This is a genomic window from Micromonospora sp. L32, assembly GCF_052068055.1.
GTDB classification, from domain to species: Bacteria; Actinomycetota; Actinomycetes; order Mycobacteriales; family Micromonosporaceae; genus Micromonospora; species Micromonospora purpureochromogenes.
This window is the reverse complement of sequence record NZ_JBQHDD010000005.1, coordinates 522465-549400: the sequence shown is the minus strand read 5'-3', so window position 1 is coordinate 549400 and position 26936 is coordinate 522465. Positions and strand designations below refer to the sequence as shown.

Annotated in this window: 26 protein-coding genes; 15 read left to right on the top strand and 11 right to left on the bottom strand. The window is 74.6% G+C overall.

All coding sequences use genetic code 11. The features are described 5' to 3' along the window. Nucleotides 1-19 precede the first annotated feature (19 nt). Entirely contained in the window at nt 20-1141 is a 1122-nt protein-coding gene (locus ACTMTB_RS17305; protein WP_441146775.1) for a lytic polysaccharide monooxygenase auxiliary activity family 9 protein, read from the bottom strand. Nucleotides 1142-1478: 337 nt separating this feature from the next. On the opposite strand from ACTMTB_RS17305, the gene ACTMTB_RS17300 reads away from it, so the two are divergent. Then, a complete protein-coding gene (locus tag ACTMTB_RS17300; RefSeq protein ID WP_441146773.1) occupies nt 1479-2411 on the top strand; it encodes a PfkB family carbohydrate kinase in 933 nt (310 codons plus the stop codon). 131 nt (nt 2412-2542) lie between these two features. Here ACTMTB_RS17300 and ACTMTB_RS17295 read toward each other — a convergent pair whose 3' ends face one another. Next, nucleotides 2543-3373 carry an MBL fold metallo-hydrolase gene (locus ACTMTB_RS17295; protein ID WP_441146771.1) on the bottom strand — a complete coding sequence of 277 codons (831 nt, stop codon included), beginning with the start codon at nt 3371-3373 and terminating at the stop codon, nt 2543-2545. Then, nucleotides 3370-3774: a thioesterase family protein gene (locus ACTMTB_RS17290; RefSeq protein WP_441146769.1), complete on the bottom strand. Its 405-nt coding sequence runs from the start codon at nt 3772-3774 to the stop codon at nt 3370-3372. Before ACTMTB_RS17290 ends, ACTMTB_RS17295 begins: the two co-directional genes overlap by 4 nt. 157 nt (nt 3775-3931) lie before the next feature. Here ACTMTB_RS17290 and ACTMTB_RS17285 point away from each other — a divergent pair, with 157 nt between their 5' ends. Beyond that, entirely contained in the window at nt 3932-5041 is a 1110-nt protein-coding gene (locus tag ACTMTB_RS17285; RefSeq protein WP_441146767.1) for a phosphatase PAP2 family protein, read from the top strand. Nucleotides 5042-5148: 107 nt separating this feature from the next. On the opposite strand, the gene ACTMTB_RS17280 is transcribed toward ACTMTB_RS17285, so the two are convergent. The 3 genes from ACTMTB_RS17280 to ACTMTB_RS17270 form a co-directional block, all read right to left on the bottom strand. Further along, the gene (locus tag ACTMTB_RS17280) at nt 5149-6543 is read right to left on the bottom strand and encodes a PH domain-containing protein (protein WP_441146765.1); all 1395 of its coding nucleotides are present in this window, start codon (nt 6541-6543) and stop codon (nt 5149-5151) included. Between the two features lie 461 nt (nt 6544-7004). Further along, nucleotides 7005-7532: a PH domain-containing protein gene (locus ACTMTB_RS17275; protein ID WP_441146841.1), complete on the bottom strand. Its 528-nt coding sequence runs from the start codon at nt 7530-7532 to the stop codon at nt 7005-7007. 13 nt (nt 7533-7545) lie between these two features. Then, nucleotides 7546-7776, bottom strand: coding sequence for a hypothetical protein (locus tag ACTMTB_RS17270; protein WP_088961310.1), 231 nt, complete (start codon nt 7774-7776; stop codon nt 7546-7548). Between the two features lie 238 nt (nt 7777-8014). On the opposite strand from ACTMTB_RS17270, the gene ACTMTB_RS17265 reads away from it, so the two are divergent. From ACTMTB_RS17265 to ACTMTB_RS17235, 7 genes are all read left to right on the top strand, one after another. Continuing rightward, the gene (locus ACTMTB_RS17265) at nt 8015-9136 is read left to right on the top strand and encodes an AAA family ATPase (RefSeq protein ID WP_441146763.1); all 1122 of its coding nucleotides are present in this window, start codon (nt 8015-8017) and stop codon (nt 9134-9136) included. Then, entirely contained in the window at nt 9115-10119 is a 1005-nt protein-coding gene (locus ACTMTB_RS17260) for a DUF58 domain-containing protein (protein WP_441146839.1), read from the top strand. Before ACTMTB_RS17265 ends, ACTMTB_RS17260 begins: the two co-directional genes overlap by 22 nt. Further along, nucleotides 10116-11066: a VWA domain-containing protein gene (locus ACTMTB_RS17255; RefSeq protein WP_280838282.1), complete on the top strand. Its 951-nt coding sequence runs from the start codon at nt 10116-10118 to the stop codon at nt 11064-11066. Before ACTMTB_RS17260 ends, ACTMTB_RS17255 begins: the two co-directional genes overlap by 4 nt. Nucleotides 11067-11755: 689 nt before the next feature. Further along, complete coding sequence (gene fabG, locus ACTMTB_RS17250; protein WP_441146760.1) at nt 11756-12460, top strand: 3-oxoacyl-ACP reductase FabG; 705 nt, start codon at nt 11756-11758, stop codon at nt 12458-12460. A 23-nt stretch (nt 12461-12483) separates the two neighbouring features. Continuing rightward, complete coding sequence (fabI, locus tag ACTMTB_RS17245) at nt 12484-13251, top strand: enoyl-ACP reductase FabI (RefSeq protein ID WP_154936082.1); 768 nt, start codon at nt 12484-12486, stop codon at nt 13249-13251. A 70-nt stretch (nt 13252-13321) separates the two neighbouring features. Then, nucleotides 13322-14353 carry a ferrochelatase gene (locus tag ACTMTB_RS17240; protein WP_441146758.1) on the top strand — a complete coding sequence of 344 codons (1032 nt, stop codon included), beginning with the start codon at nt 13322-13324 and terminating at the stop codon, nt 14351-14353. 34 nt (nt 14354-14387) lie between these two features. Continuing rightward, nucleotides 14388-15167: an HAD-IIA family hydrolase gene (locus tag ACTMTB_RS17235; protein ID WP_154936084.1), complete on the top strand. Its 780-nt coding sequence runs from the start codon at nt 14388-14390 to the stop codon at nt 15165-15167. A gap of 73 nt (nt 15168-15240) precedes the next feature. On the opposite strand, the gene ACTMTB_RS17230 is transcribed toward ACTMTB_RS17235, so the two are convergent. Next, a complete protein-coding gene (locus tag ACTMTB_RS17230; RefSeq protein WP_154936085.1) occupies nt 15241-16035 on the bottom strand; it encodes a hypothetical protein in 795 nt (264 codons plus the stop codon). A 278-nt stretch (nt 16036-16313) separates the two neighbouring features. On the opposite strand from ACTMTB_RS17230, the gene ACTMTB_RS17225 reads away from it, so the two are divergent. Next, nucleotides 16314-17126, top strand: coding sequence for a DUF3097 domain-containing protein (locus tag ACTMTB_RS17225; protein ID WP_441146755.1), 813 nt, complete (start codon nt 16314-16316; stop codon nt 17124-17126). Nucleotides 17127-17192: 66 nt separating this feature from the next. Here the strand turns inward: ACTMTB_RS17225 and ACTMTB_RS17220 are convergent, their stop codons facing one another. Continuing rightward, nucleotides 17193-18506: a serine hydrolase domain-containing protein gene (locus ACTMTB_RS17220; protein ID WP_441146753.1), complete on the bottom strand. Its 1314-nt coding sequence runs from the start codon at nt 18504-18506 to the stop codon at nt 17193-17195. A 91-nt stretch (nt 18507-18597) separates the two neighbouring features. Here ACTMTB_RS17220 and ACTMTB_RS17215 point away from each other — a divergent pair, with 91 nt between their 5' ends. The 4 genes from ACTMTB_RS17215 to ACTMTB_RS17200 all read left to right on the top strand — a co-directional run bounded on the left by ACTMTB_RS17215 (nt 18598) and on the right by ACTMTB_RS17200 (nt 23596). Next, nucleotides 18598-19071, top strand: a complete 474-nt coding sequence (locus tag ACTMTB_RS17215) for an NfeD family protein (protein WP_441146751.1) — start codon at nt 18598-18600, stop codon at nt 19069-19071. 5 nt (nt 19072-19076) lie between these two features. After that, nucleotides 19077-20183 (top strand): SPFH domain-containing protein, encoded by a 1107-nt coding sequence (locus tag ACTMTB_RS17210; RefSeq protein ID WP_280838289.1) that lies wholly within the window; start codon nt 19077-19079, stop codon nt 20181-20183. A 152-nt stretch (nt 20184-20335) separates the two neighbouring features. Further along, entirely contained in the window at nt 20336-21127 is a 792-nt protein-coding gene (locus ACTMTB_RS17205) for a hypothetical protein (RefSeq protein WP_441146749.1), read from the top strand. Nucleotides 21128-21430: 303 nt separating this feature from the next. Next, nucleotides 21431-23596 (top strand): transglycosylase domain-containing protein, encoded by a 2166-nt coding sequence (locus ACTMTB_RS17200; protein WP_441146747.1) that lies wholly within the window; start codon nt 21431-21433, stop codon nt 23594-23596. A 62-nt stretch (nt 23597-23658) separates the two neighbouring features. Here the strand turns inward: ACTMTB_RS17200 and ACTMTB_RS17195 are convergent, their stop codons facing one another. Continuing rightward, a complete protein-coding gene (locus ACTMTB_RS17195) occupies nt 23659-24078 on the bottom strand; it encodes a GNAT family N-acetyltransferase (RefSeq protein ID WP_441146745.1) in 420 nt (139 codons plus the stop codon). Between the two features lie 154 nt (nt 24079-24232). Between ACTMTB_RS17195 and ACTMTB_RS17190 the strand changes: the two genes are divergently transcribed. After that, nucleotides 24233-24712, top strand: a complete 480-nt coding sequence (locus ACTMTB_RS17190; protein WP_441146743.1) for an SRPBCC family protein — start codon at nt 24233-24235, stop codon at nt 24710-24712. Nucleotides 24713-24723: 11 nt separating this feature from the next. Here ACTMTB_RS17190 and ACTMTB_RS17185 read toward each other — a convergent pair whose 3' ends face one another. Together ACTMTB_RS17185 and ACTMTB_RS17180 are read right to left on the bottom strand one after the other, a co-directional pair. After that, nucleotides 24724-26085, bottom strand: coding sequence for an RNA-guided endonuclease InsQ/TnpB family protein (locus ACTMTB_RS17185; protein WP_441146741.1), 1362 nt, complete (start codon nt 26083-26085; stop codon nt 24724-24726). A gap of 141 nt (nt 26086-26226) precedes the next feature. Continuing rightward, entirely contained in the window at nt 26227-26859 is a 633-nt protein-coding gene (locus tag ACTMTB_RS17180) for a dTMP kinase (RefSeq protein WP_441146739.1), read from the bottom strand. Nucleotides 26860-26936: the final 77 nt, after the last annotated feature.

Here is a 26936-nt window from a genome sequence, read left to right as displayed (position 1 = left end):
CCCGTCGGTGGGCGGGAGGTCAGCGGCCGGAGCAGGTGACGGTGGGCAGGGTGTTGGCGCCGGTGGTGGTCGCGGTGAAGCCGAACGTGGTGGTGCCCTCGGGGGCGATCGTGCCGTTCCAGGCCGCGTTGGCGACCGTCACCGCCGATCCGGAGGAGTTCACCGTGCCGTTCCAGAGGCTGCTGATCGACTGACCGCTGGGCCACGTCCAGCTGGCCACCCAGCCGCCGTACGCCCGGGCGCTGTGATTCATGATCATGACCTCGCCCTGGAACCCGCCGGGCCAGGAGTTGAGCACCTTGTAGACCGCCATGCAGTCGCCGCCCGGCGGCGGCGTGGTCGGGCTCGGCGGCGGGGTGGTCGGCGACGGCGGGGGAGTGGTCGGGCTCGGTGGCGGCGTGGTGGGGCTCGGCGGCGGTGTGGTGCCGCCGCCGGAACCGACCCCGGTCACCTCGCCGTTGCCCCCGTCGAAGGTGACGTCCGAGCAGCCGAAGAAGTTCTCCTGGCTGTCCGAGCGGACCCAGCGGGAGTAGACGATGTGCCGCCCGCTCTTGCCGGAGGGCAGGTTGCCGCTGAAGTAGTAGTGCCCGTCGTTGGTGCCGACCGCGCCGCGCTGCGGCGGGTTGGTCACCGTCAGGAAGGGCTGCTCCTCCAGGTCGCTCCAGGCCAGCGGTCGGGTCGGGCTCCAGCTGTCCTTCGTGACGTAGAAGTAGAACGTGCCCGGGTGGTGGGCCCAGTTGCTGTAGCGGAAGTCCAGCCGCGCCCCGGCGGTCAGGTGGGTCACCGGCCAGTCGGTGCGGGCCAGGTCGTACCCGGCGAAACCGGGGTTGCCGCCGCTGCACAGCTTGCCGTCGGGGATGAAGCCGACGGTCCGGCCGCCGGCGTCGGAGCGGAGCACGCTGAACCAGTTGTAGAGGGAGTTGGCGCCGCTCTGCGCGACCGCCGCCGAGCAGGCCGGGTTGACCGGCCTGATCTCGCCGGTCGGGCTGAGGCCGTCCTTCCAGCACAGGTAGGTCCGGCTGCCCGGAGTCATCGCCGCGCCGTGCGCGGCGGCCGGATCTGGACCGGAGGTCAGGGCGACGGCGCCCAGGGCGAGGGTGGCGGCCGCGGTGAGCAGCGCGGCCGTACGGGAACGGATCACGAGGTTCTCCTGACCCGCGGGGCGGCGCGACGGCCGGCCCCGCTGTGACGAGCGGATGCGACGATCGCGGCGTCACGGCCGGCGGCCCGGGAATCGGAAGGGCCGGATGGCCGCGCACCGCCCTCGGTCCGCGTCCCGCGGACCGGTGCCCTCGCGTCGGCTCCAGCTCGGCGCCGGTGGTGCGGCAGCCCCCGCACCGGCCCGGCACGCGTCATCCCACCACGCCCCGGCGACCCGGCGCAATAGGCGTTGCTCGATACGTGGAGACGGGGCTTCGCGCCCGCCGTGGCGGGCACTGTGCCAGCCTGGTACGAAGCGACGGACGCTGGGAGGCGACGTGGGATACGCGGTGGTGCTCGGTGAGGCGCTGGTCGACCTGCTCGACGCCGAGTGCGAGGGCCGGCCGGTCTTCCGGCAGGAGATCGGCGGTGGCCCGCTCAACGTCGCCGTCGGGGTGTCCCGGCTCGGCGGCGCGGCCGAGTTCGTCGGGTCGTTCGGCGACGACGTGCTGGCCGGCCGGATCCGCGCCTTCCTCGCCGACGCCGGCGTCGGGCTGGCCGGCGCCGTCGCCGTCGGGGTGCCCACCACCCTCGCGGTCACCACGCACGCCGGGGCCGAGCCCGACTTCCGCTTCTACGGCGAGCCGCCCTCGTACGGCCTGCTCACCGCCGACAATCTGGACCTGGCCCTGATCGAGGGCGCCGACGTGCTCTACTGCGGGTCGATCGTGCTGCTCTGCCCGCCGGTGCTCGCCGCCGCGCGGCACGCCTGGTCGCTCGCCACCGGCCTGCGGGTGTTCGACCCCAACGTGCGGCCCCGGCTGCTGAACGGTGCGTCGACGCTGGACGGGCTGCGGGAGGTGGTCGCGGAGTTCGCCGCCGGGGCGCACCTGGTCAAGCTGAGCGAGGCCGACGCCGCGCTGCTCTACCCGCGCGAGCCGGTCGAGGGGGTCGCGGCGTATCTGCGCGAGCTGGGGGCGGGCACCGTCGTGGTCACCCTCGGCGCGGCCGGCGCGATCGTCGCGGCCGGCCCCGACCCGGTACGCGTGCCCGCGCCGAAGGTGCGCGCGGTCGACGCCACCGGCGCGGGCGACTCGGTGATGGCGGCGCTCATCGCCGACCTGCTGGTCGACGGGGAGCCGGCCGAGCCGACCGACTGGCACCAGCGGGTGGCGTTCGCGCTGCGGGTCGCCGGCCTGGTCTGCGAGTCGCCCGGCGGGGCGGTGTCGATGCCCACCCGCGCCGAGGTGCTGGCCCGCTTCGTCGACTAGCCGGCACTGGCCGCCCTCGACCTCGCCGTCCGCGCCGCCGTTCCGGCCCTGGACCGCCTCCTGGCCACCCTCCGCGCCACGGACCGACCGGCGCTCGGCGGTGGGCCGTCGCGGCCCGGGACGGCCGGGCGTCAGGGGGTGCCGTTGAGCTCGGCGTAGCCGCGGCGGGCGGCGATCAGGGCGGGTCGGGCGCCGAAGGGCGCCTCGGCGGCGACCCGCTCGGGCGGGGCACTGCCGGTGTGGGCGGCGCGGATCAGCCAGGCCAGGTCGACCAGCTGGCGGTGCTGGGCCCGGACGAACTCGGCGTCGACCGGGTCGCCGTGCCCGGGCACGACCACCGTCGCGGGCGTGGTGAGCCGCAGCAGCTCGGCCACCGCGTCCGGCCACTGCAACGGGTACGAGTCCTCGAAGGCGGGCGGCCCGCTCTGCTCCACCAGGTCCCCGGCGACCAGCACGTCGGCGTCGGGCACGTGCACCACCAGGTCGGCGTCGGTGTGCCCGCGCCCCGGGTGACGCAGCACCACCCGGCGGCCCCCGACGTCGAGCACCGCCTCGGTGAGCACGGTGTGCGTCGGGGCGAGCAGCTCCGTCCCGGCCACCTCGGCGGCGAATTCCGGCCGCTCGCCACGCAGCTCCTCGTACGCCTCCCGGCGCAGCGCGTCCGGCCGCTCGCGCAGCGCGGCGGCGGCCAGCTCGTGGGCGTACACCGGGCGGGGTGGGTCGGCGGCGAGGGTGGCGTTGCCGAAGCAGTGGTCGTAGTGGTGGTGGGTGTTGACCAGCGTCCACGGGTGGCCGGTGACCGCCCGGGCCGCCGCGGCCAGCTCGGCGGCCTGCCCGGCGGTGGAGAGGCTGTCCACCAGCAACGCCTCCCCGTCACCGACGACCAGGGTGACGTTGACGTCGAGCACCGGCTCGCGCAGCACGTGGACCCGGTCGGCGACCTCCACGAACCGGAGGGTCATGACACCCGCGCCGCACGCGCCACGAAGCGCTGCCGGTCGACCAGCGCCCGCTCCACCCGGCCCTCGGCCACCGTCTCGGCACCGTCGGTGACGGTGACCTCGAACACCAGCCGCCGCCCGGCGACCTCGGCCAGCCGGGCCTGCGCCACCACCGTCCGCCCGACCGGTGTCGCCGCGCGGTGCTCCAGCTCCACCCGGCTGCCCACGGTCGTCGAGCCGGCCGGCAGGTGGGTGGCGGTGGCCGCGACGGTGGCCGCCTCGGCGAGGGCGAGCAACCGGGGCGTGCCGAGCACCGGCACGTCGCCGGAGCCCACCGCCTGCGCGGTGTCGGCGTCGGTGACGGTCAGCTCGACCCGGGCGGTCAGCCCGGTCGGGAAGGGGTTGTCCGACTGCTCCTGCATGGGCTCAGCGTAGGTGTTCGGCGGCGGCCCCGGCCACGACGACGGCGAACCGGACCACCCACCGCCGGGCGGCCGGCGCGGCGGCCCGCGGTGGCCGGGCGGGCAGGGGGGCAGCCGGCCCGGTGGTCCCCGTCAGCCGCCGTTAACCTTGACCGCGATGGCCGTCGTGACTGACCCCCAGCCCCCCGCCCCCACCGGACCGACCGTGTCCGCCGACGGCGGGCGTCGCCGCGTGATCGCCATGGCGGTCTGGGGCGCCGCCTTCGTCGTCGCCTGGCTGGCCATCGGCCTGCCGACCGACCCGGCGTACGCGTTCGTCTGGATCTGGGCGGCGACGATCGCCTGGAACTCGTCCCGTCCGTGGCGCAGCCACCTGCACTTCGCCCGGGACTGGGTGCCGGTGGTGCTGCTGCTGGCCGCGTACAACCTCTCCCGGGGCTTCGCCGACAACGGGGCGACCCCGCACGCCTACGAGTTGATCGTCGCCGACCGGGTGATGTTCGGCTGGGCCACCGGCGGCGAGGTGCCGACGGTGTGGCTCCAGGAGCACCTCTACCGGCCCGACGTGCAGTGGTGGGACGTCCTGGCCAGTTGGGTCTACTTCTCCCACTTCGTGGTGGCGCTGGCCGCCGCCGCGGTGCTCTGGTTGCGTGACCGGGGCCGGTGGGCGGCGTTCATGCGGCGCTGGGGGTTCCTCTGCGCCACCGGGCTGGTCACCTACTTCCTCTACCCGGCCGCCCCGCCCTGGTGGGCGGCGCAGAACGGCCTGCTCACCGAGGTCGCCCGGATCTCCACCCGGGGTTGGAAGGCGTTCGGCATGCACGGTGCCGGCAACCTGCTCAACGCCGGGCAGATCGCCAGCAACCCGGTCGCCGCGATGCCGTCGCTGCACACCGCGTTCGCCCTGTTCGTCGTGCTGTTCTTCCTCCGGGCCACCCGGAAGCGGTGGTGGCCGCTGCTGCTGGCGTACCCGCTGGCGATGACCTTCACCCTGGTCTACTGCGGCGAGCACTACGTGATCGACGTGCTGGTCGGCTGGGCGTACGTGGGGATGACCTTCCTGGTGGTCGGGCTCGCCGAGCGCTGGTGGGCGGCCCACCGGGCCCGCCGCCCGCTGGCGGCCCCGCCGACCACGGCCACCCCGGCGGCGGTCTCCCCGGTCACGGCCCGGCCGATCGCCGCCCAGCGGGTCGCCGTCGAGTCGGCCGTCGCCGAGCGGGCCAGCGCGCCGGCCGGGCAGTCGGCGGAGCAGCGCGCCGGCCGCTGAGCCGGCAGCGAACGCGCCGCGCCACTCGTCGCACCGTCAGCGGGGACGTGTCGAGCCACTCGCCCCGACCGTCAACGGGGGACGGGCCGCGCCACTCGCCCGGACCGTCAGCGGGTGCGCCGTGCGGCGTGCGCCCGGGCGATCAGCTCCGCGGCGAGCGCCCACGCCTCGGTCAGGTCCCGGTCGTGCGCCGCGGCGCCCGAACCGCCCGCGGTGTCGGCGTGCACCGTCGCCAGCCGCAGCCGCCGCTGCGCCGGCCCCTGCACCACCCGCACGCTCTGGATCCGGGCGTACGGCACGATCGCCAGCTGCCGGGTCAGCAGACCGGAGCGGACGGCGAAGACGCGCTCGCCCAGCCCGGCACCGAGCGCCCGTACGCTGAGCGGCCGCAGCCAGCGGGCCCGGGCCGGCGGGGGCGTCAGCGGCAGGGCGGTCAGCCGCACCCCGGGCAGCACCTCGGCGACGATCTCCTCGCCGGTACGCAGGTCGCCGACGGGCAGCAGCCGGTCCGGCCGGTTCCGGTCGTCCTGCTCGCCACCGGAGTAGCCGGCCACCTCCAGCCGCAGCCGCAGCCAGCCCTTCATCCGCCAGAGCAGCGGCCAGGTCACCCCGACCGTCTGCACCCGGTCCAGCGGCACGGTCTGCACCCGGGTCTCCAGCAGGCCGTTGCGGACGCGCAGGCGGTCCTCCTCCCGGTCCAGCCGGAAGCTCCAGTCGTCGAGCACCCGGCGGACCGGTTGCAGGATCACGCCGGCCATCGCGGTCAGCGTGCTGGCCACCGCGATGAACGACCAGGAGCCCTGGGAGAGGAACTGGGCCGCCACGAAGACCAGGCCGAACGGGAGCAGGAACGCCTGCGGGGTGAGCAGCTGGCTGACCAGCAGGTCGGTGTTGCGGACGGCGTGCAGCGGACGGCCGGCCGGCTCCGGTGGCACCCCGGCGCGTGCGACGGCCGGCGCGACCTCCCCGCCGGCGGCCCGACCCGCCACGGCGAGCAGCCGCTGCCGCAGGGCCTCCGCCTCGGCCACGCCGAGGTACGCCAGCGGCGCCTCGGTCTTGCCGCCGCCGACCACCTCCAGCCGCAGCTCGGCCAGGCCGGTGAGCTGGGCGAGCAGCGGCCGGACCACCTCCACCGCCTGCAACCGCTCCAACGGGATCGCCCGGGTACGCCGCCAGAGCAGCCCCTCGTGCACCCGCAGCTCCCGCCCGACGATGTGGTAGCCGGTGTTCCACCAGCTGATCACCGCCAGCACGGTCGCGCCCAGCGCGAGCACCACCACCATCCCGGCGAACACCCCGAAGCCCACCCGGGACAGGGTCGACCAGGACAGGCCCGCGATCACCACGACCAGGGACTTCGCCCCGTGCAGCACCGGGCTGAGCGGGTGCAGCCGCTGCCGCGGCTCCTCCCCGGCCGGGCCGGGCACGGGGGGAGACCCGGGTGTGCCGGGCGGCGGGGCGTGGGCGGGCGAGCCGGGCGCCGGGCCGTGACCCCCGGGCACGGGACCGTATCCGGGCGGCGGGCCGTATCCGGGCGGCGGGCCGTGTCCGGGCGGCGGGCCGTGTCCGGGCGGCGGGCCGTGTCCGGGCGGCGGGCCGTATCCCGGCGGCGCGGGCGCAGGGCCGTGTCCGGGTGGGCCGGGTGCCGGGGCGGGTGCCGGTTGGCCGAAGGTGGAGCCGTATTCGGGGTGGCCCGATGTCGGACCGTGCTCCGGTGGGCCAGGCGTAGGGCCGTGGACCGGCGGGCCGGACGTCGGGCTGTGTGCCGGTGGGCCGGAGACCGCGGCGTGGAGCGGTGGGCCGGATGTCGGGCTGTGTGCCGGTGGGCCGGAGACGGGGCCGGGTCCGGGTGGGCCGGAGACCGGCTCGGGTCCGGGTGGGGCGGCCGGTGCGGACGGCTCCGACGGGGCCGGCGCGGGGCCGGTGTCGGGCCGGGCCGGTTCCGGCCCGCGCGGCCCGTCGTTCACAGCCCCTCCGCGCGGTCTTCGCCCAGCGCGGTGAGCCGGTCGCGCAGCCGGGCCGCCTCCTGCGGCCGCAGGCCGGGCACCCGGGCGTCGCTGGCCGCGGCGGCGGTGTGCAGCTGCACGGTGGCCAGGCGGAACGCCCGCTCCAGCGGCCCGGCGCTGACGTCGACGAACTGCATCCGCGAGTACGGCACGATGGAGAGCCGCCGGACCACCAGCCCGTGCCGGACCAGCAGGTCGTTCTCGCGCTCGGCGTAGCCCCAGGCGTGGACGGCCCGGACGATCGCCACCGCCCGCCAGGCGCCGAGCAGCAGCACCAGCCCCAACGCGACGCCGAAGGCCCAGTGACCGCTGAGCGCCCAGCCGAGGCCGAGACCGGCCAGCAGCACGGCCAGCACCATCGCGAGCCGGAGCAGTTCCACCCAGATCAGGTCGCCGGAGATCCGCTGCCACCGGACGGTGTCCGGCCAGGGTTCCAGGGCGCTGACCGGACGCTGAGGTGGCTCGGCGCCGGTCACCGGGAAGATCCGCTCTGCGCGCTCACCGTTCGAGCGTATGCGATCCCGGCAGTGGTGCGACCTCGCGCAGGAAGCCGCGCGCGTCGAGGAAGTCGCCGAGGGACGTCCGGTGCTGCGGGCAGGCCAGCCAGGTCTTGCGCCGCTCAGGGTCGTGCAGGCGGGGATTGTTCCAGCGCAGCGCCCAGACGGCGGGAGCGCGGCAGCCACGGGCCGAACAGATCGGTGCCTCGTCGGCGGTGCTGGAGTCGGTCACCCGGGGCAGTCTAGGCCGGGGTGCCGGAAGTTTGAGCGCCGGGCGACCACGGGGGGAGCCGCCCGGCGACGGGGTGAATCGTACACGCGCCGGACCCCTGTGTGTCCACCCTCGTTCAGCGATTCGGCGAACGGGACGGCGCGGCGGAAATCGGCTTCTCCCTCCATCGGCTCTCAGCCAGGCATGGGAGTCTTGACACGCACCACGCCGCGACGACCGATCATGCTGTGGAGGACCGGTGGCCCAGCCGACCACGCCCGACGCCCCGACCCCGAACGGGTCGGCCCCCGAGACGCCCACGCCGGTGAGCACACCGGTGAGCACGCCGGCGGAGGATGCCAGCCTGCTGGAACGGGCGCTGTTCGAGATCAAACGGGTCATCGTCGGCCAGGACCGGATGGTGGAGCGGATGTTCGTCGCGCTCCTCGCCCGCGGTCACTGCCTGCTGGAGGGCGTACCCGGGGTGGCCAAGACGCTGGCGGTGGAGACCCTGGCCAAGGTGGTCGGCGGCGACTTCGCCCGGGTGCAGTTCACCCCGGACCTGGTCCCCGCCGACATCATGGGCACCCGGATCTACCGGCAGTCCAGCGAGAAGTTCGACGTGGAGCTGGGCCCGGTCTTCGTCAACTTCCTCCTCGCCGACGAGATCAACCGGGCTCCGGCGAAGGTGCAGTCCGCGCTGCTGGAGGTGATGAGCGAGCGGCAGGTCTCCATCGGCGGCGAGACGCACCGGGTGCCGAACCCGTTCCTGGTGATGGCCACCCAGAACCCGATCGAGCAGGAGGGCGTCTACCCGCTGCCGGAGGCGCAGCGGGACCGGTTCCTGATGAAGATCGTGGTCGGCTACCCGACCGACGCCGAGGAGCGCGAGATCGTCTACCGAATGGGCGTCGCCCCGCCGGAGCCGGCGCAGGTCTTCACCACCGACGACCTGATCGCCCTGCAGCAGAAGGCCGACCAGGTCTTCGTGCACAACGCGCTGGTCGACTATGCGGTCCGGCTGGTGCTGGCCACCCGTACCCCGGCCGAGCACGGGATGCCCGACGTCGCCCGGTTCATCCAGTACGGCGCCAGCCCGCGTGCCTCGCTCGGCCTGGTCCGGGCCACCCGGGCGCTGGCCCTGCTGCGCGGCCGTGACTACGCGCTGCCCCAGGACGTGCAGGACATCGCGCCGGACATCCTCCGGCACCGGCTGGTGCTCAGCTACGACGCGCTCGCCGACGACGTGCCCGCCGACCACGTGGTGCACCGGGTCATGTCGACGATCCCGCTGCCCTCGGTGGCGCCCCGCCAGCAGGCGACCCCGGTGCCGCCGGTCAGCGCGCCGCCCGGCGCCGGCTGGCCCGGGCAGCGGCCGTGACCTCACCCGTGCGCCCGGCCGGCGCCGGCGGCGAGCGGACCGAGGCGGTGCTGTCCCGGTTGCAGCTGCTGGTCACCCGCAAGCTCGACGGCCTGCTCCAGGGCGACTACGCCGGACTGCTGCCCGGCCCGGGCAGCGAGGCGGGGGAGTCGCGGGAGTACCGGCCCGGCGACGACGTACGCCGGATGGACTGGCCGGTCACCGCCCGGACCACCACGCCGCACGTGCGGCGGACGGTGGCCGACCGGGAGCTGGAGACCTGGCTCGCGGTGGACCTGTCGGCGAGCCTCGACTTCGGCACCGGGCGCTGGCTCAAGCGGGAGGTGGTGATCGCCGCGACCGCCGCCCTGACCCACCTGACCGTGCGCGGCGGCAACCGGATCGGCGCGGTGATCGGCACCGGCGCGGAGACCGTGGCGCCCGCCGGCCGGTGGCGCGCCGCCCCGCCGCCGCCCGCCGGGCCGGGCGTGCTCACCCGGGTGCCGGCCCGCTCGGGACGCCGGGAGGCGCACGCGTTGCTGCGGGCCGTCGCGCACACCCCGGTCCGACCCGGGCGCAGCGACCTGGGCGCGCTGATCGACCTGCTCAACCGCCCGCCACGGCGGCGGGGCCTGGCGGTGGTGATCTCGGATTTCCTCGCGCCGCCGCAGCAGTGGGGCCGGCCGCTGCGTAAGCTGCGGGTCCGGCACGACGTGCTGGCGATCGAGGTGGTCGACCCGCGCGAGTTGGAGCTGCCGGACGTGGGGGTGCTGCCGGTGGTCGACCCGGAGACCGGGGAGCTGCACGAGGTGCAGACCGCCGATCCCCGGCTGCGCCAGCGGTACGCCGAGGCGGCGGCCGCCCAGCGCGAGGCGATCGCCACCGAGCTGCGCGCCGCCGGCGCCGGGCACCTGCGCCTGCGTACCGATCGAGACTGGCTGCTGGACATGGTGCGATTCGTGGCCGCGCAGCGGCACGCTCGCACCCGGGGGACGACGCGATGATCCGTTTTCTGCAACCGTGGTGGCTGCTGGCCCTGCTACCGGTGCTGGCCCTCGCCGCGCTCTACGTCTGGCGGCAGCGCCACCGCCGGGCGTACGCGATGCGGTTCACCAACGTGGACCTGTTGCGGACCCTGGCGCCGAAGGGCCTGGGCTGGCGGCGGCACGCCGCGGCCACCGCGTTCCTGCTCGCCCTGGTGGCGCTGGCCGCGGGGATGGCCCGCCCGGCGGTGGACACCCGGGAGCCCCTGGAGCGGGCCACCGTCATGCTGGCGATCGACGTCTCACTGTCCATGCAGGCCGACGACGTGGCGCCGAACCGGTTGGAGGCCGCGCAGGAGGCGGCGAAGCAGTTCGTCGGGGAGCTGCCGGAGAGTTACAACCTCGGGCTGGTCTCCTTCGCCAAGTCGGCGAACGTGCTGGTCGCCCCCACCAAGGACCGGGAGGCGGTGACGGCGGCGATCGACGGGCTGACCCTGGCCGAGGCGACCGCCACCGGCGAGGCGGTCTTCACCTGCCTGGAGGCGATCCGCTCGGTCCCGGCCGACGGCACGGCCGGCATTCCGCCGGCCCGGATCGTGCTGCTCTCCGACGGCTTCCGCACGTCGGGCCGGTCGGTGGAGGAGGCCGCCGCGGCGGCGCAGGCGGCCAACGTGCCGGTCTCCACCATCGCCTTCGGCACCGACTCGGGGCAGGTCGACATCAACGGTCAGCCGCAGCGGGTGCCGGTGGACCGGCTGGCGCTGGCGCAGCTGGCCGAGACCACCGAGGGCTACTTCTACGAGGCGGCCTCGGTCTCCGAGCTGAAGCAGGTCTACCAGGACATGGGCAGCTCGATCGGGTTCCGCACCCAGCCGCGCGAGATCACCCAGTGGTACGCGGGGGTGGCCCTGCTGCTCGCGCTCTGCGCCGGCGGGCTGAGCCTGCTCTGGTCGTCCCGGATGCTCTGAGGCCCGTCCGGGGTGCGAGCGGGACCCGTCCGGGGTGCGGGCGGGCGGGACGGGTGGCCGTGCGGCCGGTGGTGGTCAGTGACCGCCGCCGGCCAGGACGAAGACGACGGCCACCCAGACGGCGGCGAGGGTGAAGCCCAGCGGGGCGACGTAACGGCTCATGGACGGCTCCGGGTGGCGGCTGGACGGTCCGCGCGTGCGGGGGCGGACCGCAGGGGTTGAGCAGGACGCGCACACGAAGTCGTGACCGGGCGGCTCCACCGTGGGCCGTCCCGCGAGCGGGACGGCGCGGGCCGGCCACCCCGGCGGTGGCCGAGGCGGGCGGTGCGGGGAGCGGGAGCTGGGTCAGCTCGACCGACTGAGTCGTGGCTCAGCGGGGCTGACGGAGGGCCCGGCCACGACTGGGAGGATCGCTATCTCGCACAGCGATCACCTCCTGCGGTCGGCGGGGCCCGGAACGCGGGCCGGACGCCGACCCGCAAACGCCGATCATCGTACAACGGGGACGCTGCCGCCGCGTATCCGGCCGAGCGTCTGGACCGACCTGGCCGAAGGGTCGGCGAGGAGGGGCCGGGAGGGGCGTCCGGACCCCTCGGGCAGGGTCCCGGGCGGTCCGGGCGTTAGCGCTTACCTGTCGGTAACGCCTAGGCTCCGACCGACGCAGAGATCAGCTGAGCAGAGGGGGACCCGTGGCCCGTACCGTGCTGGTGACCGGCGGTAACCGGGGGATCGGCCTGGCCATCGCGCAGGCGTTCGCCAAGCAGGGCGACCGGGTGGCGGTGACCCACCGCAGCGGCGACGCCCCGGCCGGGCTCTTCGGCGTCCGGTGTGACGTCACCGACGCCGCGTCGGTGGACGCGGCCTTCACCGCCGTCGAGGCGGAGCTGGGGCCGGTGGAGGTGCTCGTCGCCAACGCCGGCATCACCGACGACACGCTGCTGATGCGGATGTCCGAGGAGCAGTTCACCACCGTGGTGGACACCAACCTCACCGGCACCTTCCGCTGCGCCAAGCGGGCGTCGACGAAGATGCTCCGGGCGAAGTGGGGCCGGATGATCTTCATCTCCTCGGTGGTCGGCCTCTACGGCGGCGTCGGTCAGGTCAACTACGCGGCCAGCAAGGCCGGCCTGGTGGGCGTGGCCCGCTCGATCACCCGCGAGCTGGGCAGCCGCAACATCACCGCCAACGTGGTCGCCCCCGGCTTCATCGACACCGACATGACCGCCAAGCTGCCCGACGAGCGTCGCGCCGAGTACCGCAAGGCCATCCCGGCCGGCCGGTTCGCCGAACCGGACGAGGTCGCGGGCGTGGTCACCTGGCTGGCCTCGGACGCCGCCGGCTACATCTCCGGCGCCGTCATCCCGGTCGACGGCGGCCTCGGCATGGGTCACTGAGCACGACGATGGAGGAAACTGCAATGTCCGGACTGCTCGCCGGTAAGCGGCTGCTGGTCACCGGTGTCATCACCGACGCCTCGATCGCCTTCTCGGTGGCGAAGCTCGCCCAGGAGAACGGCGCGCAGGTCGTGCTCACCGGCTACGGCCGGCTCTCCCTGGTCGAGCGGATCGCCAAGCGGCTGCCCGAGCCGGCCCCGGTGATCGAGCTGGACGTGACGAACCCGGAGCACCTGGCCGGCCTGGCCGACAAGGTGCGCGAGCACGTCGACGGCCTGGACGGGGTGGTGCACTCGATCGGGTTCGCCCCGCAGAGCTGCCTCGGCGGCGGCTTCCTCGACGCCCCCTGGGAGGACGTGGCCACCGCGCTGCAGGTCTCCACGTACTCGTACAAGTCGCTGGCCATGGCGGCGCTGCCGCTGATGTCGTCCGGCGGCGCCGTGGTGGGGCTCACCTTCGACGCCACCAAGGCGTGGCCGGTCTACGACTGGATGGGCGTGGCCAAGGCCGGCCTGGAGTCCGCCTCCCGCTACCTCGCCCTGCACCTCGGCAAGCAGGGCATCCGCAGCAACCTGGTCGCCGCCGGCCCGCTGCGCACCATCGCCGCCAAGTCGATCCCCGGCTTTGACCAGTTCGAGGACGCCTGGACCGAGCGCGCCCCGCTCGGTTGGAGCCTGACCGACCAGGAGCCGGCCGCCCGGGCCTGCCTGGCGCTGCTGTCCGACTGGTTCCCGGCCACCACCGGCGAGATCGTCCACGTCGACGGCGGCTACCACGCGATCGGCGCCTGAGCCACCGGCGCAAGCCGGTGCCCGCGGGGTGGCCGCCGGGCCGGCACGGCCGTCGGGGGAGAATGGGACCATGGCGTACGACGCATTGGTGCTGGTCTCCTTCGGCGGCCCGGAGCGCCCCGAGGACGTGCTGCCCTTCCTGCAGAACGTGACCCGGGGCCGGGGCGTGCCGCCGGAGCGGCTCGACGAGGTCGTCCAGCACTACCTGCACTTCGGTGGGGTCTCCCCGATCAACCAGCAGTGCCGCGAGCTGCTCGCCGCGATCCGGGCGGACTTCGCCGCGAACGGCGTCGACCTGCCGGTCTACTGGGGCAACCGCAACTGGGATCCGATGCTCGCCGACACGGTGGCGCGGATGCGCGACGACGGGGTCACCCGCGCGCTGGCCTTCGTTACCAGCGCGTACGGCGGCTACTCGTCCTGCCGGCAGTACCAGGAGGACATCGCCGCGGCCCGGGCCGCCGTCGGCGCCGACGCCCCGGTGATCGAGAAGCTGCGCCAGTTCTGGGACCACCCCGGCTTCGTCGAGCCGCACGTCGACGCGGTGCAGGCGGCGCTGGCCCAGCTCGACCCGGCGAAGCGGGACACCACTCGGGTGGTCTTCACCGCGCATTCCATTCCCGTCTCGGCGGCGGCCACCGCTGGCCCGCACGGCGGCCGGTACACCGCGCAGCTGGCGGAGGTCGCCCGGCTGGTGCACGCCGCCGCCGCGCCCGACCTGCCGTACGACCTGGTCTGGCAGAGCCGGTCCGGCCCGCCGCAGGTGCCGTGGCTGGAGCCGGACATCAACGACCACCTGACCGAGCTCGCCGAGTCCGGGGTGACCAGCGTGGTGGTCAGCCCGATCGGCTTCGTCTCCGACCACCTCGAGGTGGTCTGGGACCTGGACACCGAGGCGCTGGAGACGGCCAAGCGGCTCGGCCTGGACTTCGTCCGGGCGGGCACTCCCGGCACCGACCCGCGCTTCGTGGCGATGGTCCGCGAACTGGTGGCCGAACGCACCACGCCCGACGGGGAGCGGCTGCGCCGCCGCCTCGGTGAGCTGCCGATGTGGGACACCTGTCCCACGCCGTGCTGCGTGCCGGCCGCCCGCCGCCCCTGAGACCACCCACTCCGACACCCCCTGGGACGAGACGATGCAGGACCGCAAGCCGGTGCAGAGCTGGCTCACCGACATGGACGGCGTACTGGTGCACGAGGGCCAGCCCGTGCCCGGCGCCCCCGAGTTCGTCAAGCGGCTGCGCGCCTCCGGCAAGCCGTTCCTGGTGCTGACCAACAACTCGATCTACACCCCGCGGGACCTCCAGGCCCGGCTGGTCCGGATGGGACTCGACGTGCCGGAGGAGGCGATCTGGTCGTCGGCGCTGGCCACCGGCCAGTTCCTCGCCGACCAGCGGCCCGGCGGCACCGCGTACGTGATCGGCGAGGCCGGGCTGACCACGGCGCTGCACGCGGTCGGCTACGTGCTGACCGACTTCGCGCCGGACTACGTGGTGCTGGGGGAGACCCGCACCTACAGCTTCGAGGCGATCACCAAGGCGGTCCGGCTGATCAACGACGGGGCCCGGTTCATCTGCACCAACCCCGACGTCACCGGCCCGTCGGTGGAGGGCGCGCTGCCGGCCGCCGGCTCGGTCGCCGCGATGATCTCGAAGGCGACCGGGGTGGAGCCGTACTTCGTCGGCAAGCCCAACCCGATGATGATGCGCTCGGCGCTCAACACCATCAACGCGCACTCGGAGACCACCGCGATGATCGGCGACCGGATGGACACCGACATCCTCTGCGGCCTGGAGGCCGGGTTGGAGACCATCCTGGTGCTCACCGGGATCAGCAGCCGGGTCGAGGCGGAGCGCTACCCGTACCGGCCGTCGCGGATCGTCGACTCGGTCGCCGACCTCATCGACGAGATCTGACCGACCGGCGTCGTGGGCCGGCCGCGCGCCGGCCGGGCGTCCGTCGCCCGTGCCGGCCGGCACGGGTACGCCCTCAGGGGCGCAGCGGAGCGTTGCAGGCAGCGACCAGCGCCTGCCGGCAGGCGGTGGTGAGCGGGCGCAGCGCGGCGTCGCGCTGCTGGGCCTCGTAGTTGTTGATCGCCCCGCCCGGCGCGCTGTGCCCGGCCAGGGCGAGCACCCGGTCCAGCACGGCCGCCCGGGCGAAGAGCCGCCGGGCGCGCGGGTCGAAGCCGGGCGGCAGGTCGGTGGCGCCGTCCGGGCGGCGCAGCGCCGCGAGGGCCCCGGCCAGCTCGGGCCGCCACTGGGCCACGTCGAGCCGGGTCAGCGCGGCGGTCGTCTCGGCCAGCGCGGCGGCCAGCTCGGCCTCGGCCTCCGCCGCGCCGGGTGCCGCGAGCGACGCCTTCGGCGCGTCGGCCGGCAGCGGGTACACCCGCCAGAGCACGGTCTCCCAGGTCATCCCGGAACCGGACGTGTGCGTGCGCACCTCGGGGATCAGCCCCAGCGGCCCGGCCACCACCGCCTCGCCGGCGAGCAGCGCCGCGCCGGCGAAGTCGCCGGGGCCGGGCAGGCCGCGCGGGTCGCCGGGTGCCGGCAGCACCAACCGGATCTCGTCGGGCGAGAGCTTGGCCAGGCTGGGCAGCGCGTCGCGCAGCGGGACGTCGGTCCAGGTGCCGGGTGCGTCCGCGACCAGGTGCTCCTCGTCGCCGGCGATGGATTCGGCGACCTCGTCGTACGGCACCAGGCCGGCGCGCCAGGCGCGTACCCAGGCAACGAACCGGCTCGACCGGCGCGGGGCAAGGGTGGCCGCGCCCGTTGCGGGGGAGGACATGCCGAAAGGGTACGTGGTCCCCGCCTGCCCTGTCTCGACTGCCGCTCCGGCCGCGTCACCTGCCCCGAACTGCCCGCTTCGCCCCCACCCGCCCGGCTCCGCCGCCGCCCCGCCACGGCCCCGCCCGGCCGCACCACCCCGTTGATCATGAAGTTGTTGTCACTCGCTACGGCGTGTCGGGGCGATAAGTTCATGATCGACGGGCTCGGGCCGGGCCGGAGCGAGTGCGGCGGCGCGTCGGCGGGCGGCGCGCCGGGGCGGCGGTTAGTTTGATCGACATGGCGCGGCGATACGGCGAGGACGTGCTGGCGGGGGACTGGCGGCGGCGGAAGGTGACCCCGGAGGTCGACGCCGAGCCGGACCTGGTGGTCGAGGACGCCGACTCCGGCTTCTGCGGCGCGGTGGTCGGGTTCGAGTCCGGTGCGGTGGTGCTGGAGGACCGGCACGGTCGGCGGCGCAACTTCCCGCTGCTGCCGGCGGCGTTCCTGCTCGACGGCCGGCCGGTGACGCTGCGCCGTCCGACCCGTGGCCCGGTCCCGGCGGCCCGCCGGCGGACCGCCTCCGGGTCGATCGCGCTCGACAACGTCCGGGCGCAGGTGGCCAAGACGAGCCGGATCTGGGTGGAGGGCGTGCACGACGCCGCCCTGGTCGAGCGGATCTGGGGTGACGACCTGCGGATCGAGGGCGTGGTGGTCGAGCCCCTGGACGGCATCGACGCCCTCGACGCCGAGGTGCGCGACTTCGGCCCCGGTCCGACCCGGCGGCTCGGGGTGCTGGTCGACCACCTGGTGCCCGGCTCCAAGGAGAGCCGGATCGTGGCGAAGGTGACCTCGCCGCACGTGCTGGTCACCGGCCACCCGTACGTCGACGTCTGGCAGGCCGTGAAGCCCGCGGCGCTGGGCATCGCGGCGTGGCCGGTGGTGCCGCCGGGGCGGCCCTGGAAGGAGGGCGTCTGCGCGGCGCTCGGGGTGGCCGAGCCGGCGGACATGTGGCGGCACATCCTGTCCCGCGTCGACAGCTTCGCCGACGTGGAGACGCCGCTGATCAACGCGATGGAACGCCTGATCGACTTCGTCACCGAGCCCGGCTGACCGCCCGCCGGCTCCCGCTCGTCCGCCCGCCGGTGTGGCCGGGCCGGCGACGCGCACCCGAAGGGCTCAGGGCTCCTGGTCGGGGGTGCGGGTGAAGACGAACGTGGCGATGTCGAGGGCGACCGCCCGGCCGGCCTCGTCGCGGACCACGGTGAGGAGCTCGCCGTCCTGGGCGCCGGTGCGGCCCCGCCACCGGTCCGGACCCTCGGGGGTGAACCGGAGCACCGGCTCGCCGACCCGGCCGGCCCGCAGCTCGCCGGCCGGGTCGGCGCGGAACTCGAACTCGACGCCCATCCACCACCAGCGGCCGGTGAGCTCGGCCAGTTCCTCCGGGGGCGGCGCGGCGGCCGGTCGCCACGGCGTCACCGGCTCGGGCTCGGTGTCGAGCACCAGGGTGAGCAGCTGCCGGGCGAGCCCGCCGAGGTGGGCCGAGCGCAGGCCGTACGCGTTGGCGTAGCCGACCACGGCGGTACGGCTCGGGCGGTGCACGGCCAGCGCGGCGACGTACCCGGGCATCGAGCCGCCGTGTCCGACGTAGACCCGATCGCCCTCCCGGTAGAGCTCCACCCCGAGGCCGTGCCCGCCGGTCCACGAGTCCAGGTCGCTGATCACCACGGGCGCGCACATCTCGGTCAGCGTCTCCGGGGCGAGCACGGCCGGCGCGGGGTCGGCGAGGAACGCCGCCCAGCGGGCCAGGTCCGCCACCGTGGACCAGAGCTGCCCGGCGGGCGCCATCGCCCCGGTGTCGGTACGGGGCTCCTCCCGCAGCGTGTCGTGCCACGGGTGCACCACGTAGCCGCGGGCGTACGGCTCGGTGGCGTCGTAGGTGGTGCGGTGCATGCCGAGCGGCGTCAGGAGCCGCTCCCGGGTCAGCTCCGCCCAGGGCGTGCCGGTGATCCGTTCCAGCACCCCGCCGAGCAGCCCGTACGCCAGGTTGGAGTAGTGGTACGCCCGGTGCGGCGGGTACGCGATCTTGTCGGGGGTCAGCCCGGCGACCAGCGTGGCCAGGTCGCCGCCCTCGGTCCGCTCCCACCACTGCCCGTCCGGCTCGCGTTGCAGCCCGCCGGCGTGCCCGAGGAGCTGGCGCAGGGTCAGCGCGCCGACCGGCGTGCCGGGCAGGTGCCGCTCCAGCGGATCGTCCAGGGCGAGCCGACCGGCGTCGCGCTGCTGCATGACCAGGGTGGCCGTCATGGTCTTGCTGATCGAGCCGAGCCGGTACTGCAGGTCGGCGTCGGGACGCGGGTGGTCCCCGGCGGCGGCGAGGTGGGCCAGCGTCCCGTCGCGGACGACACCCAGCACCAGCGACGGGGCGCGGCCGGTGGACTGCGCCTGCGCCACCAGCGCGTCAGCCCGGCGGACGGTCTCGGGCAGCAGGGGCACGGCGTTCTCCTCGGTCGGTCGTGGCCTACCCCGGCGAGCTTACTGATCATGGGGGTCGGTGCGGCGTGCGTCGGCGTGTCACGATTGATTGGTGGACGCCGTGGTGTGGGTCGTACTGGGTGTGCTGTTGGGCGTCGCCGAGATCTTCACGACGACGTTCTTTCTGATCATGTTCGCGGCCGGCGCGTTCGCCGCCGCCGGGGCCGCCGCGCTGGGCGCCCCGGTCCCGGTGCAGGCGCTGGTGTTCGCCGCCGTGTCGGTGCTCTCGGTGGCGTTGGTCCGGCCGGTCATCGCCCGGCACGCGCGCAGCGCGCTGGAGACCGGCGAGCAGGCGTTCGGGGTGGAGGCGCTGGAGGGCGCCACCGCGCTGGTGCTGGAGCGGGTCGACGACGGGCACGGCCTGGTCAAGATCGACGGTGAGCTGTGGAGCGCCCGGCCGTACGACGCGACGCAGTCGTTCGAGCCCGGTGAGCGGGTGCAGGTGATCAAGGTCCGGGGCGCCACCGCCCTGGTGTGGCAGGACGACATTTCCTCCCCCGGCGAGCTGCCGGAAGCGAAAAGGTGAGCGGTATGGAGTTTGCAGCGGTCCTGTTGGTGGCTGTGGCCCTGATCGTCGTGGTGACGCTGGTCAAGGCGGTACGCATCGTGCCGCAGCAGCGTCAGGACGTGGTGGAGCGGCTCGGAAAGTACAAGCGCACCTTGAACCCGGGCCTGAACCTGCTGGTCCCGTTCATCGACGCGGTGCGTACCAAGGTCGACATGCGCGAGCAGGTGGTCAGCTTCCCGCCGCAGCCGGTGATCACCTCGGACAACCTGGTCGTGTCGATCGACACGGTCCTCTACTACAAGGTGGTCGACGCGGTCCGGGCCACCTACGAGATCGCCAACTTCATCCAGGCCATCGAGCAGCTCACCGTCACCACGCTGCGTAACGTGATCGGCTCGCTGGACCTGGAGCGGGCGCTGACCAGCCGGGAGGAGATCAACCGGCACCTCTCCGGGGTGCTCGACGAGACCACGGGACGCTGGGGCATCAAGGTCACCCGGGTGGAGATCAAGGCGATCGAGCCGCCGGCGAGCATCCGGGACTCGATGGAGAAGCAGATGCGCGCCGAGCGGGACCGCCGGGCGGCGATCCTGACCGCGGAGGGGCACAAGCAGTCGCAGATCCTCACCGCCGAGGGTGACAAGCAGTCCGCGGTGCTGCGCGCCGACGGTGACCGGCAGGCCCGGATCCTCCAGGCCGAGGGTCAGGCCAAGGCGATCCGTACCGTCTTCGACGCCATCCACCAGGCCAACCCGAGCCAGAAGGTGCTGGCCTACCAGTACCTCCAGGCGCTGCCGCAGATCGCGAACGGCACCGCGAACAAGGTCTGGATCGTCCCGGCCGAGCTGACCAAGGCCCTGGAGGGCATGGGCGGCGCGCTCGGCGGGCTGAGCCGGATGGTCGGCGACGAGCCGACGCCGGAGGCCTCCAACACCGCCAGCGAGGTCGAGCGCGAGGCGGCCGAGGCCGCCCGGGCGGCGGCCACCGCCGCCCAGGCGATCCACGACGAGGTACGCGTCGCCGAGGCGCAGGCCACCGGCGGCAAGGCCCCGCAGGGGCTGCCCGCTCCGGAGCCGGTCTCGCCCGAGAGCCTGGTGAACGACCCGTCGGACCAGCGCGCCCGCGGCTGATCCGGCGGCCGTCCGACCCCGGACGGCAAATGCGAGAAACACTCATACGGCGTCCCGGCGCCTGCCACGATCGGTCTGACGGACGGGTGGTGGCCAGGAGCCGGGGCGCCGGATGCGTCCCCGCGCCGCCCGTCGGAGCGAGCGAGGTGACCATGGACCCGGCGAAGCGGTTCTTCTCCAGCACCCCCGTCCCCGGCGCGCACGATCCCGCCGGCCCGCTGGGCACCCGCCGTACCGGTGGGGGGTTCGGGGTGCTGCCCTTCGTCGGCGACCCGGGCCCCGCGGCGCCGGCCACCAACGCGAGCTGGGCGTGGTCGCTGCGGCGTTTCGCCCGCGCGTCGGTGTGGCTGCTGCCCGCGTACGCGGTGCTGTACGGCGTGGTGGCGATGGCCAGCGACGGCGGGGTGGGCAACGACCCGTACCCGGCCGACGGCCGGCCGCTCTACCTGGTGGGCTGGGTGGCCGCGGTCTGGCTGGGCCTGCTCGCCCTGCTGGCGTTGACCGGGCTGCTCGCCGCCACCCGCGACCGCAAGGTGGCCGTCACCGGGCTGCTGGTCAGCATCGCCGGCACCGTGCTGATGCTGCCCTTCGCCGGGCTGGCCGAGCAGACCCCGGTCTTCGGCACCACCGCCCGGATGCTGGTCCTGGTCGGCGCCACCTTCTACAGCGCCGGCTGGCTGTTCACCGGCTGGTCGGTGGCCCGCTCCGGGATGTTCTCGATGGGTGACGGCGTGATGCTCATGATCGCCGCCCCGCTGCTCGGCCTCGGCGGCGCGCTGATCGGCTCGCTGCAGACCTTCGGCGCCATCTTCGTCCTGATCTCCGGCATCGGCATCGGCTACCGCTCCGGCCGGCTGGTCCCCGCCGCGATCGCCCGCGACGCCGCCACCGCCAGCGTCCCCACCTCGACCGGCGGCCCCCAGGGCCCCCTCCCCGCCGCCTGACCCGCCCGCCCCCCGCGCCCGCCTTCGCCGGCGCCCGCCTTCGCCGGTTGATCAAGAAGTTTGCGTCGGGAAATGGCCGCCGGCTGACGCAAAGCTCTTGATCAACGCCAGGCAGTCGGGCGGGCGGGGACAGGAGGGCCGTGACGGGGGTGCGGGGGGCGCGGCGGTGCAGAGGGAATGACAGGGCGGAGTGGGGACGGGAGGGGTGTGGGGCGGGGAGATGGCTGGCAGGTCACGGTGAGTTAGCTGACAATCGCGTGCCGGGGTGGCCCGCTTCACGAATTGCTGGCAATCCTGGACACCATGCCCCGACCCCGGTCGCCGCTGTCGCGGCTCTTCACCGTGCTGCTCGCCGGCCTGCTCGCCGGCCTCGTTCTCGCGGTCGCCGCGCTGCCGGGCAACCTGCTCGCGGGCTCCGTGACCAAGGCGGCCCTCGGGGCGTACGACGAGCTGCCGGCGGCGCTGCGCACGCCGGCCACCCCGCAGCGGTCCTACCTCTACGCCAACGACGGCACGACGCTGCTCACCACGTTCTACGACGTGAACCGCACGGACGTGCCGCTGGCCGAGATCGCTCCGGTGATGCGGCAGGCGATCGTCGCCGCCGAGGACCGGCGCTTCTACTCGCACGGCGGAGCCGACCTGCGCGGGCTGGCCCGCGCCGTCGTCGCCAACCTGACCGGTGGTTCGGCCCAGGGCGGCTCGACGCTGACCATGCAGTACGTCCGCAACGTGCTCAAGACCGATCCCAGCCGCACCGCCGAGGAGCGGCAGGCCGCCACCGAGCAGACCGTCGGGCGCAAGCTCCAGGAGATCCGTTACGCCACCGCGCTGGAGGACTCCCTGAGCAAGGACGAGATCCTCAACCGCTACCTGAACATCGCGTACTTCGGTTCCGGGGCGTACGGCGTCGCGGCGGCCAGCCAGCGTTACTTCGGCAAGGCCCCGGCGGACCTGACCCTCGGCGAGGCCGCCCTGCTCGCCGGCCTGGTCCAGTCGCCCGACGAGTACAGCCCGATCGACGGCGACGCCGAGGCGGCGCTGACCCGGCGCGGGTACGTGCTCGACGCGATGGTCGCCACCGGCGTGATCACCGAGGCCCAGGGGGCGCAGGCCCGGGCCGAGAAACTCACCCTGCGTCCGACCGCCCAGCCCAACGGCTGCGTGGCCACCCGGACCGACGACGCCGGCTTCTTCTGCGACTACGTGCGCCGGTGGTGGCTGGAGCAGCCCGCGTTCGGCGCCACCGCCGAGGAGCGGGAGCAGGCGCTGCGCCGGGGCGGCTACCGGGTGGTCACCTCGCTCGACCCGGACGTGCAGGCCACCGCGGCCAGCCAGGCCCGCAAGGTGTACGCCGACGACGACGCGCGGGCGGTGCCGATCGCGGCGGTCGAGCCGGGCACCGGCCGGGTGCTGGCGATGGCGGTCAACCGCCGGTACGGCGTGGGGGAGAACGAGACGGTCAACCCGCTGATCTCCGGCGGCGGCAGCGTCGAGGGCTACCAGGCCGGCTCGACGTTCAAGATGTTCACCATGCTCGCCGCGCTGGAGGCCGGCAAGCCCCTCGCCACCGGCTTCGACGCCCCCAGCCGCCTGCCCACCCGGTACGCCGCCGAGGGCGAGGGCAGCTGCGACGGCAGGTGGTGCCCGGCCAACGCGAACCCGGAGCGGATGGACGGCTACCGGATGATGTGGGACGGCTTCGGCCGCTCCGTGAACACCTACTTCGTCTGGCTGGCCGAGCAGGTCGGCCAGGACAAGGTGGTGGAGATGGCGCAGCGGCTGGGCATCACCTTCCGCGCCGAGGCCGACGCGGACTTCGCCGCGAACGACGCCGCCGACTGGGGCGCGTTCACCCTCGGCGTGGCCGCCACCACCCCGCTCGACCTGGCCAACGCGTACGCCACCGTGGCCGCCGAGGGGACGTACTGCGCCCCGACCCCGGTGGTGTCGGTGACCGCGCCGGACGGCACGAAGGTGCCGGTCGGCCAGCCGTCCTGCAAGCGGGTGCTGGAGGCCGACGTCGCCCGGGCCGCGACCGACGCGGCGCGCTGCCCGGTGGGGCAGCAGTCCGCGTACCCGCAGTGCAACGGCGGCACGGCCAGCGGGGTGGACCGGATCGTGGGCCGCCCGGTCGCCGGCAAGACCGGCAGCTCGGAGAAGAACGCCACCGAGACCTTCGTCGGGTTCACCCCGCAGGTGGCGGTCGCCGGGATCGCCGCCAACCCGGACGACCCGAGCGACGCCGTCGGCGCCGCGGTGCAGAGCAAGGTGATCGACGCGGTCGCCCGGATCATCCGCGCCGCGGTCGACGGCCAGCCGGTCCGCGACTTCACCGCGCCGAGCCGCGAGCTGGCCGGCAACCCGCAGCGCCCCGAGCCGAAGCCGGCGCCCCGCCCGGACGAGCCGCGGCGCGAGCAGGAGATCCCCGACGACATCCTGCGCTGGCTGCAGAGCCGCCGCGGCTGACGGCCGGCCGCACGATCGTGGACGGTCACCGTTCCCCCTCGGGGACGGTGACCGTCGCCGGGTCAGGAGGTGCGGCGCGGGCCGACCCGGAACATGCCGGTCATGTCGTCGTGGACGGCGTAGCCGAACCGTCGGTAGAGGGCGACCGACCCGCCCGCGGCGAAGAGCCCCACGAAGGTGCGCGCCGAAGCGCGGCCGGCGATCCACTCCTCCAGCCGACCGAGGATGGCGGCCCCCACCCCCCGGCGCTGCCGTTCCGGCAGCACGGCGAGGTCCTGCAGGTAGTAGTAGATCGCCCCGTCGCCGATCAGCCGGCCCAGCCCGATCACCCGGTCGCCCTCCACCGCCACCACGGCGTGCAGCGAGGCGGCCAGCGAGGCGGGGATCGCCGCCGGGTCGTACGCGTCGGCCCAGCCGACGGCGCGGGTCACCGCGACGAACTCCTCGACGGTGGGCAGCCGGTCGACCAGTCGGTACTCCATGATCGAAGCCTAGGTCGGTGCTGTCGATCCGAGTCGTGGGTTCCCGTAGCGCGGGCGCCGTGATCCGAGGGCGGCCAGAATGAGGGGGGCCGCTCGCGCCGCGGACCGCCACCGTGGGCCCGGACGAGGGATGTCCGCCGAGGGGAGTGCCGCCATGGCAGTGGACGTGGTGACGGAGATCGTGATCGACCGGCCGGTCGCCGACGTGGCGGCGTACGCAGGCGACCCCGGCAACGCTCCCACCTGGTACGTGAACATCGAGTCGGTGGAGTGGCGCACGCCTCCGCCACTGCGGGTCGGGTCCCGTCTCGCCTTCGTCGCGCATTTCCTCGGTCGGCGGCTGGCCTACACGTACGAGATCGTCGAGCTGGTCCCCGGCGAGCGGCTCGTCATGCGGACCGCGCAGGGCCCGTTTCCCATGGAGACGACCTACCGCTGGGAACCGCAGGGCCAGGGGAGCACCCGGATGACCCTGCGCAACCGTGGCGAGCCCCGCGGCTTCGCGACGGTGACCGCCCCGGTGATGGCGGCGGCGATGCGCCGGGCGAACCGAAAGGACCTGGCCCGGCTGAAGGCGCTGCTGGAGCGGGAGCGCGGCGGGTCGGCGCCGGGAGGCGGCAGGACGATCGCCTAGTGCGGTGTCCACTAACGTTCACCGGATTTGCGGTGGGTGTTGTGGATCCTCGCCGTGGCAGCGAGCGACTCCCCTCCGGGTGGTGGGGCGGGCCTCCGCGGGCCAACTTGACCCTTACGCCGCTGGTGGTGCGTGGGGCGGCGGGGGTCACGTCGGGACTGGCCGGCGCCGGGTAGGTGGCGGCCTGCTCGACGGTGCGTGACCACCTGGGGCAGCACGGCGGCTGTCTTGGTGGTGGGTCCGCCGCCCGGGGTGCGGGTGGCGATGGTGGCGGCCGCGACGAGGTCGCGGTGGCCGGAGAATCTGCAGTGTGGGCAGGACAGGGTCCGCCCTCGGGGTTTCGGTACCCGCCGTCGGCAGGTGGGGCAGGTGGAGGAGGTGCCGCGTTCGTCGACGAGCCGGACGGTGATGCCGGCCAGGGTGGCCTTTTCGGTGAGGACCTGGATGAGCCGGCCGATCTGCCACTGCCGCAGCCGCAGGTTGTGCCGCCGCCCGGTAGGCAGGTCGAGCACCCCGCGGGGGTCGCCGACGTGCAGCACACCGACGCGTTGGCGCACCGACCAGGACACGACGGTGCGGGCGGCTTCGTGCTGGGCCTGGCGGACCCGCCGCCGATGCCGACCCTCCACGAGGCGTGCCCGGCGGCGGTGCTGCCGCCACCGCCGGGATCCCCGCTCACCTGGCTTGGGTGCCCGGCGGGCGACGGCGCGGCGGCGGGCTCTGGTGTCGGCGAGGTGCATGCGGTGTTCGGCGCGGATCGCCCGCCCCCCGGACACCAACAGCCCCTCCCCGTCGGGGCCGGCTACTGCGTAGGGGTGGATGACCCCCAGATCCACCCCGGCCACCCGGGCCGGATCCGGCTCCTCACCGGGCGGGTAGGTCGTGACGGCGACTTCGGCGGTGACGTCGAGGAACAGCCGGCCGCCCTCGCACAGCAGGGTGATCGACCGGATCTGTTCCACCGGATAGGGCAGGTCTCGCCCCAGTCGGACCCATAGCGGCGGGGTGCCTCTGGCGGTGGGGATGCGCACCCTCCGGCCGTCGAGGGTGAACGTGCCGTGATACCAGCGCACAGGCACCAACCCACGTCGGCGACGCGGGAACCGCGCCGACAGGTCACCGCCGTTGCGGCGCTTCGCCGCCGCGAACCACGCATCCGAAAACCGGCGCAACACCGACCGGGCACCCGTGGAGTCAAGCTCGGCGAACGTGCCCGGCCCGGACGCCGCCAACTCCCGGCACAACTGCTGATAACCGACCAACGGCGCGTCCCTACGGCGGCGCCGCCAGGCGTTGACCTCCAGCACGCACGCCCACACGTCACCAGCGGAGCGGAGCAGCCCGAAGCACCGCCGCCGCTGCCCCGATGTCACCCGCACCGCGACGCGCGCGGTGCGATGCACGACCGGCGGCGCGGACGGATCCCGACGACGAGGCACGAACTGAACCCAACACCACCCCTACGACATTTCCCTAAGGGGCGGCGAACCCGGCGAACGTTAGTGGACACCGCACTAGCCGCCGGGTCGCGCCTGGTCCCCGGACCCGCCGGTGACCAGCGGCCGCACCAGCCGGTCCAGGGCGGCGGCGACCGCCGTCGAGTCGGCCTCGCCGTCGAGCACCCGGAGGTCGGTGAACTCCGGCAGCGCCCGGTAGGCGGCGTCGAGTGCGGCCAGGTGGCCCAGCTCCTCGGTGTCGATGCCCCGCTCGCGCACCCGCCGCTGCGCCAGCGTGGGCGACACCGCCAGGAAGCAGACCAGGTCGGGACGGGGGAAGAGCGCGTACGCCGCCCGGACCAGCCGGACGCCCCGGTCGCCACGGGCTCGCATGATCACGTACTGGCACCAGGTCCAGCGGTCCATCACGCCCACCCGGCCGGTCAGCCGGACCCCGGCGACCGCCCGGGCCACGGCCAGCCAGCGCACCGTCGCCTCCAGCGCCGGGTAGAGGCGCCGGCCGAACAGGTGCACACCGTCACGCCGCCCGAGCCGGTGGGCCAGCCGGTTCCACACCGGGCGGCCGCCGGCGTTCTCGAAGTACGTCGCCCCGACACCCCGCTCGGACAGCCGTCGGGCCAGCGCCCGGGCCTGCGTCGACTTGCCCGAGCCGTCGACCCCGAGCAGCGCGATGATCATGGGACGGGCCATGCCCCGGCACGCTAGCCGGCCCGGGCAAGAAAATCTCCGCCGAGCTGTCGGGAACCGTCGGCCCGCTCCGACCCACC

Coding starts and splice junctions, on each gene's coding strand:
- ACTMTB_RS17205 (WP_441146749.1), top strand. CDS start 20,336: ATGGACCCGGCGAAGCGGTTCTTCTCCAGCACCCCCGTCCCCGGCGCG.
- ACTMTB_RS17285 (WP_441146767.1), top strand. CDS start 3,932: ATGGCCGTCGTGACTGACCCCCAGCCCCCCGCCCCCACCGGACCGACC.
- ACTMTB_RS17230 (WP_154936085.1), bottom strand. CDS start 16,035: ATGTCCTCCCCCGCAACGGGCGCGGCCACCCTTGCCCCGCGCCGGTCG.
- ACTMTB_RS17190 (WP_441146743.1), top strand. CDS start 24,233: ATGGCAGTGGACGTGGTGACGGAGATCGTGATCGACCGGCCGGTCGCC.
- ACTMTB_RS17180 (WP_441146739.1), bottom strand. CDS start 26,859: ATGGCCCGTCCCATGATCATCGCGCTGCTCGGGGTCGACGGCTCGGGC.
- ACTMTB_RS17235 (WP_154936084.1), top strand. CDS start 14,388: ATGCAGGACCGCAAGCCGGTGCAGAGCTGGCTCACCGACATGGACGGC.
- ACTMTB_RS17210 (WP_280838289.1), top strand. CDS start 19,077: ATGGAGTTTGCAGCGGTCCTGTTGGTGGCTGTGGCCCTGATCGTCGTG.
- fabI (WP_154936082.1), top strand. CDS start 12,484: ATGTCCGGACTGCTCGCCGGTAAGCGGCTGCTGGTCACCGGTGTCATC.
- ACTMTB_RS17200 (WP_441146747.1), top strand. CDS start 21,431: ATGCCCCGACCCCGGTCGCCGCTGTCGCGGCTCTTCACCGTGCTGCTC.
- ACTMTB_RS17290 (WP_441146769.1), bottom strand. CDS start 3,774: ATGCAGGAGCAGTCGGACAACCCCTTCCCGACCGGGCTGACCGCCCGG.
- ACTMTB_RS17240 (WP_441146758.1), top strand. CDS start 13,322: ATGGCGTACGACGCATTGGTGCTGGTCTCCTTCGGCGGCCCGGAGCGC.
- ACTMTB_RS17195 (WP_441146745.1), bottom strand. CDS start 24,078: ATGGAGTACCGACTGGTCGACCGGCTGCCCACCGTCGAGGAGTTCGTC.
- ACTMTB_RS17295 (WP_441146771.1), bottom strand. CDS start 3,373: ATGACCCTCCGGTTCGTGGAGGTCGCCGACCGGGTCCACGTGCTGCGC.
- ACTMTB_RS17255 (WP_280838282.1), top strand. CDS start 10,116: ATGATCCGTTTTCTGCAACCGTGGTGGCTGCTGGCCCTGCTACCGGTG.
- ACTMTB_RS17225 (WP_441146755.1), top strand. CDS start 16,314: ATGGCGCGGCGATACGGCGAGGACGTGCTGGCGGGGGACTGGCGGCGG.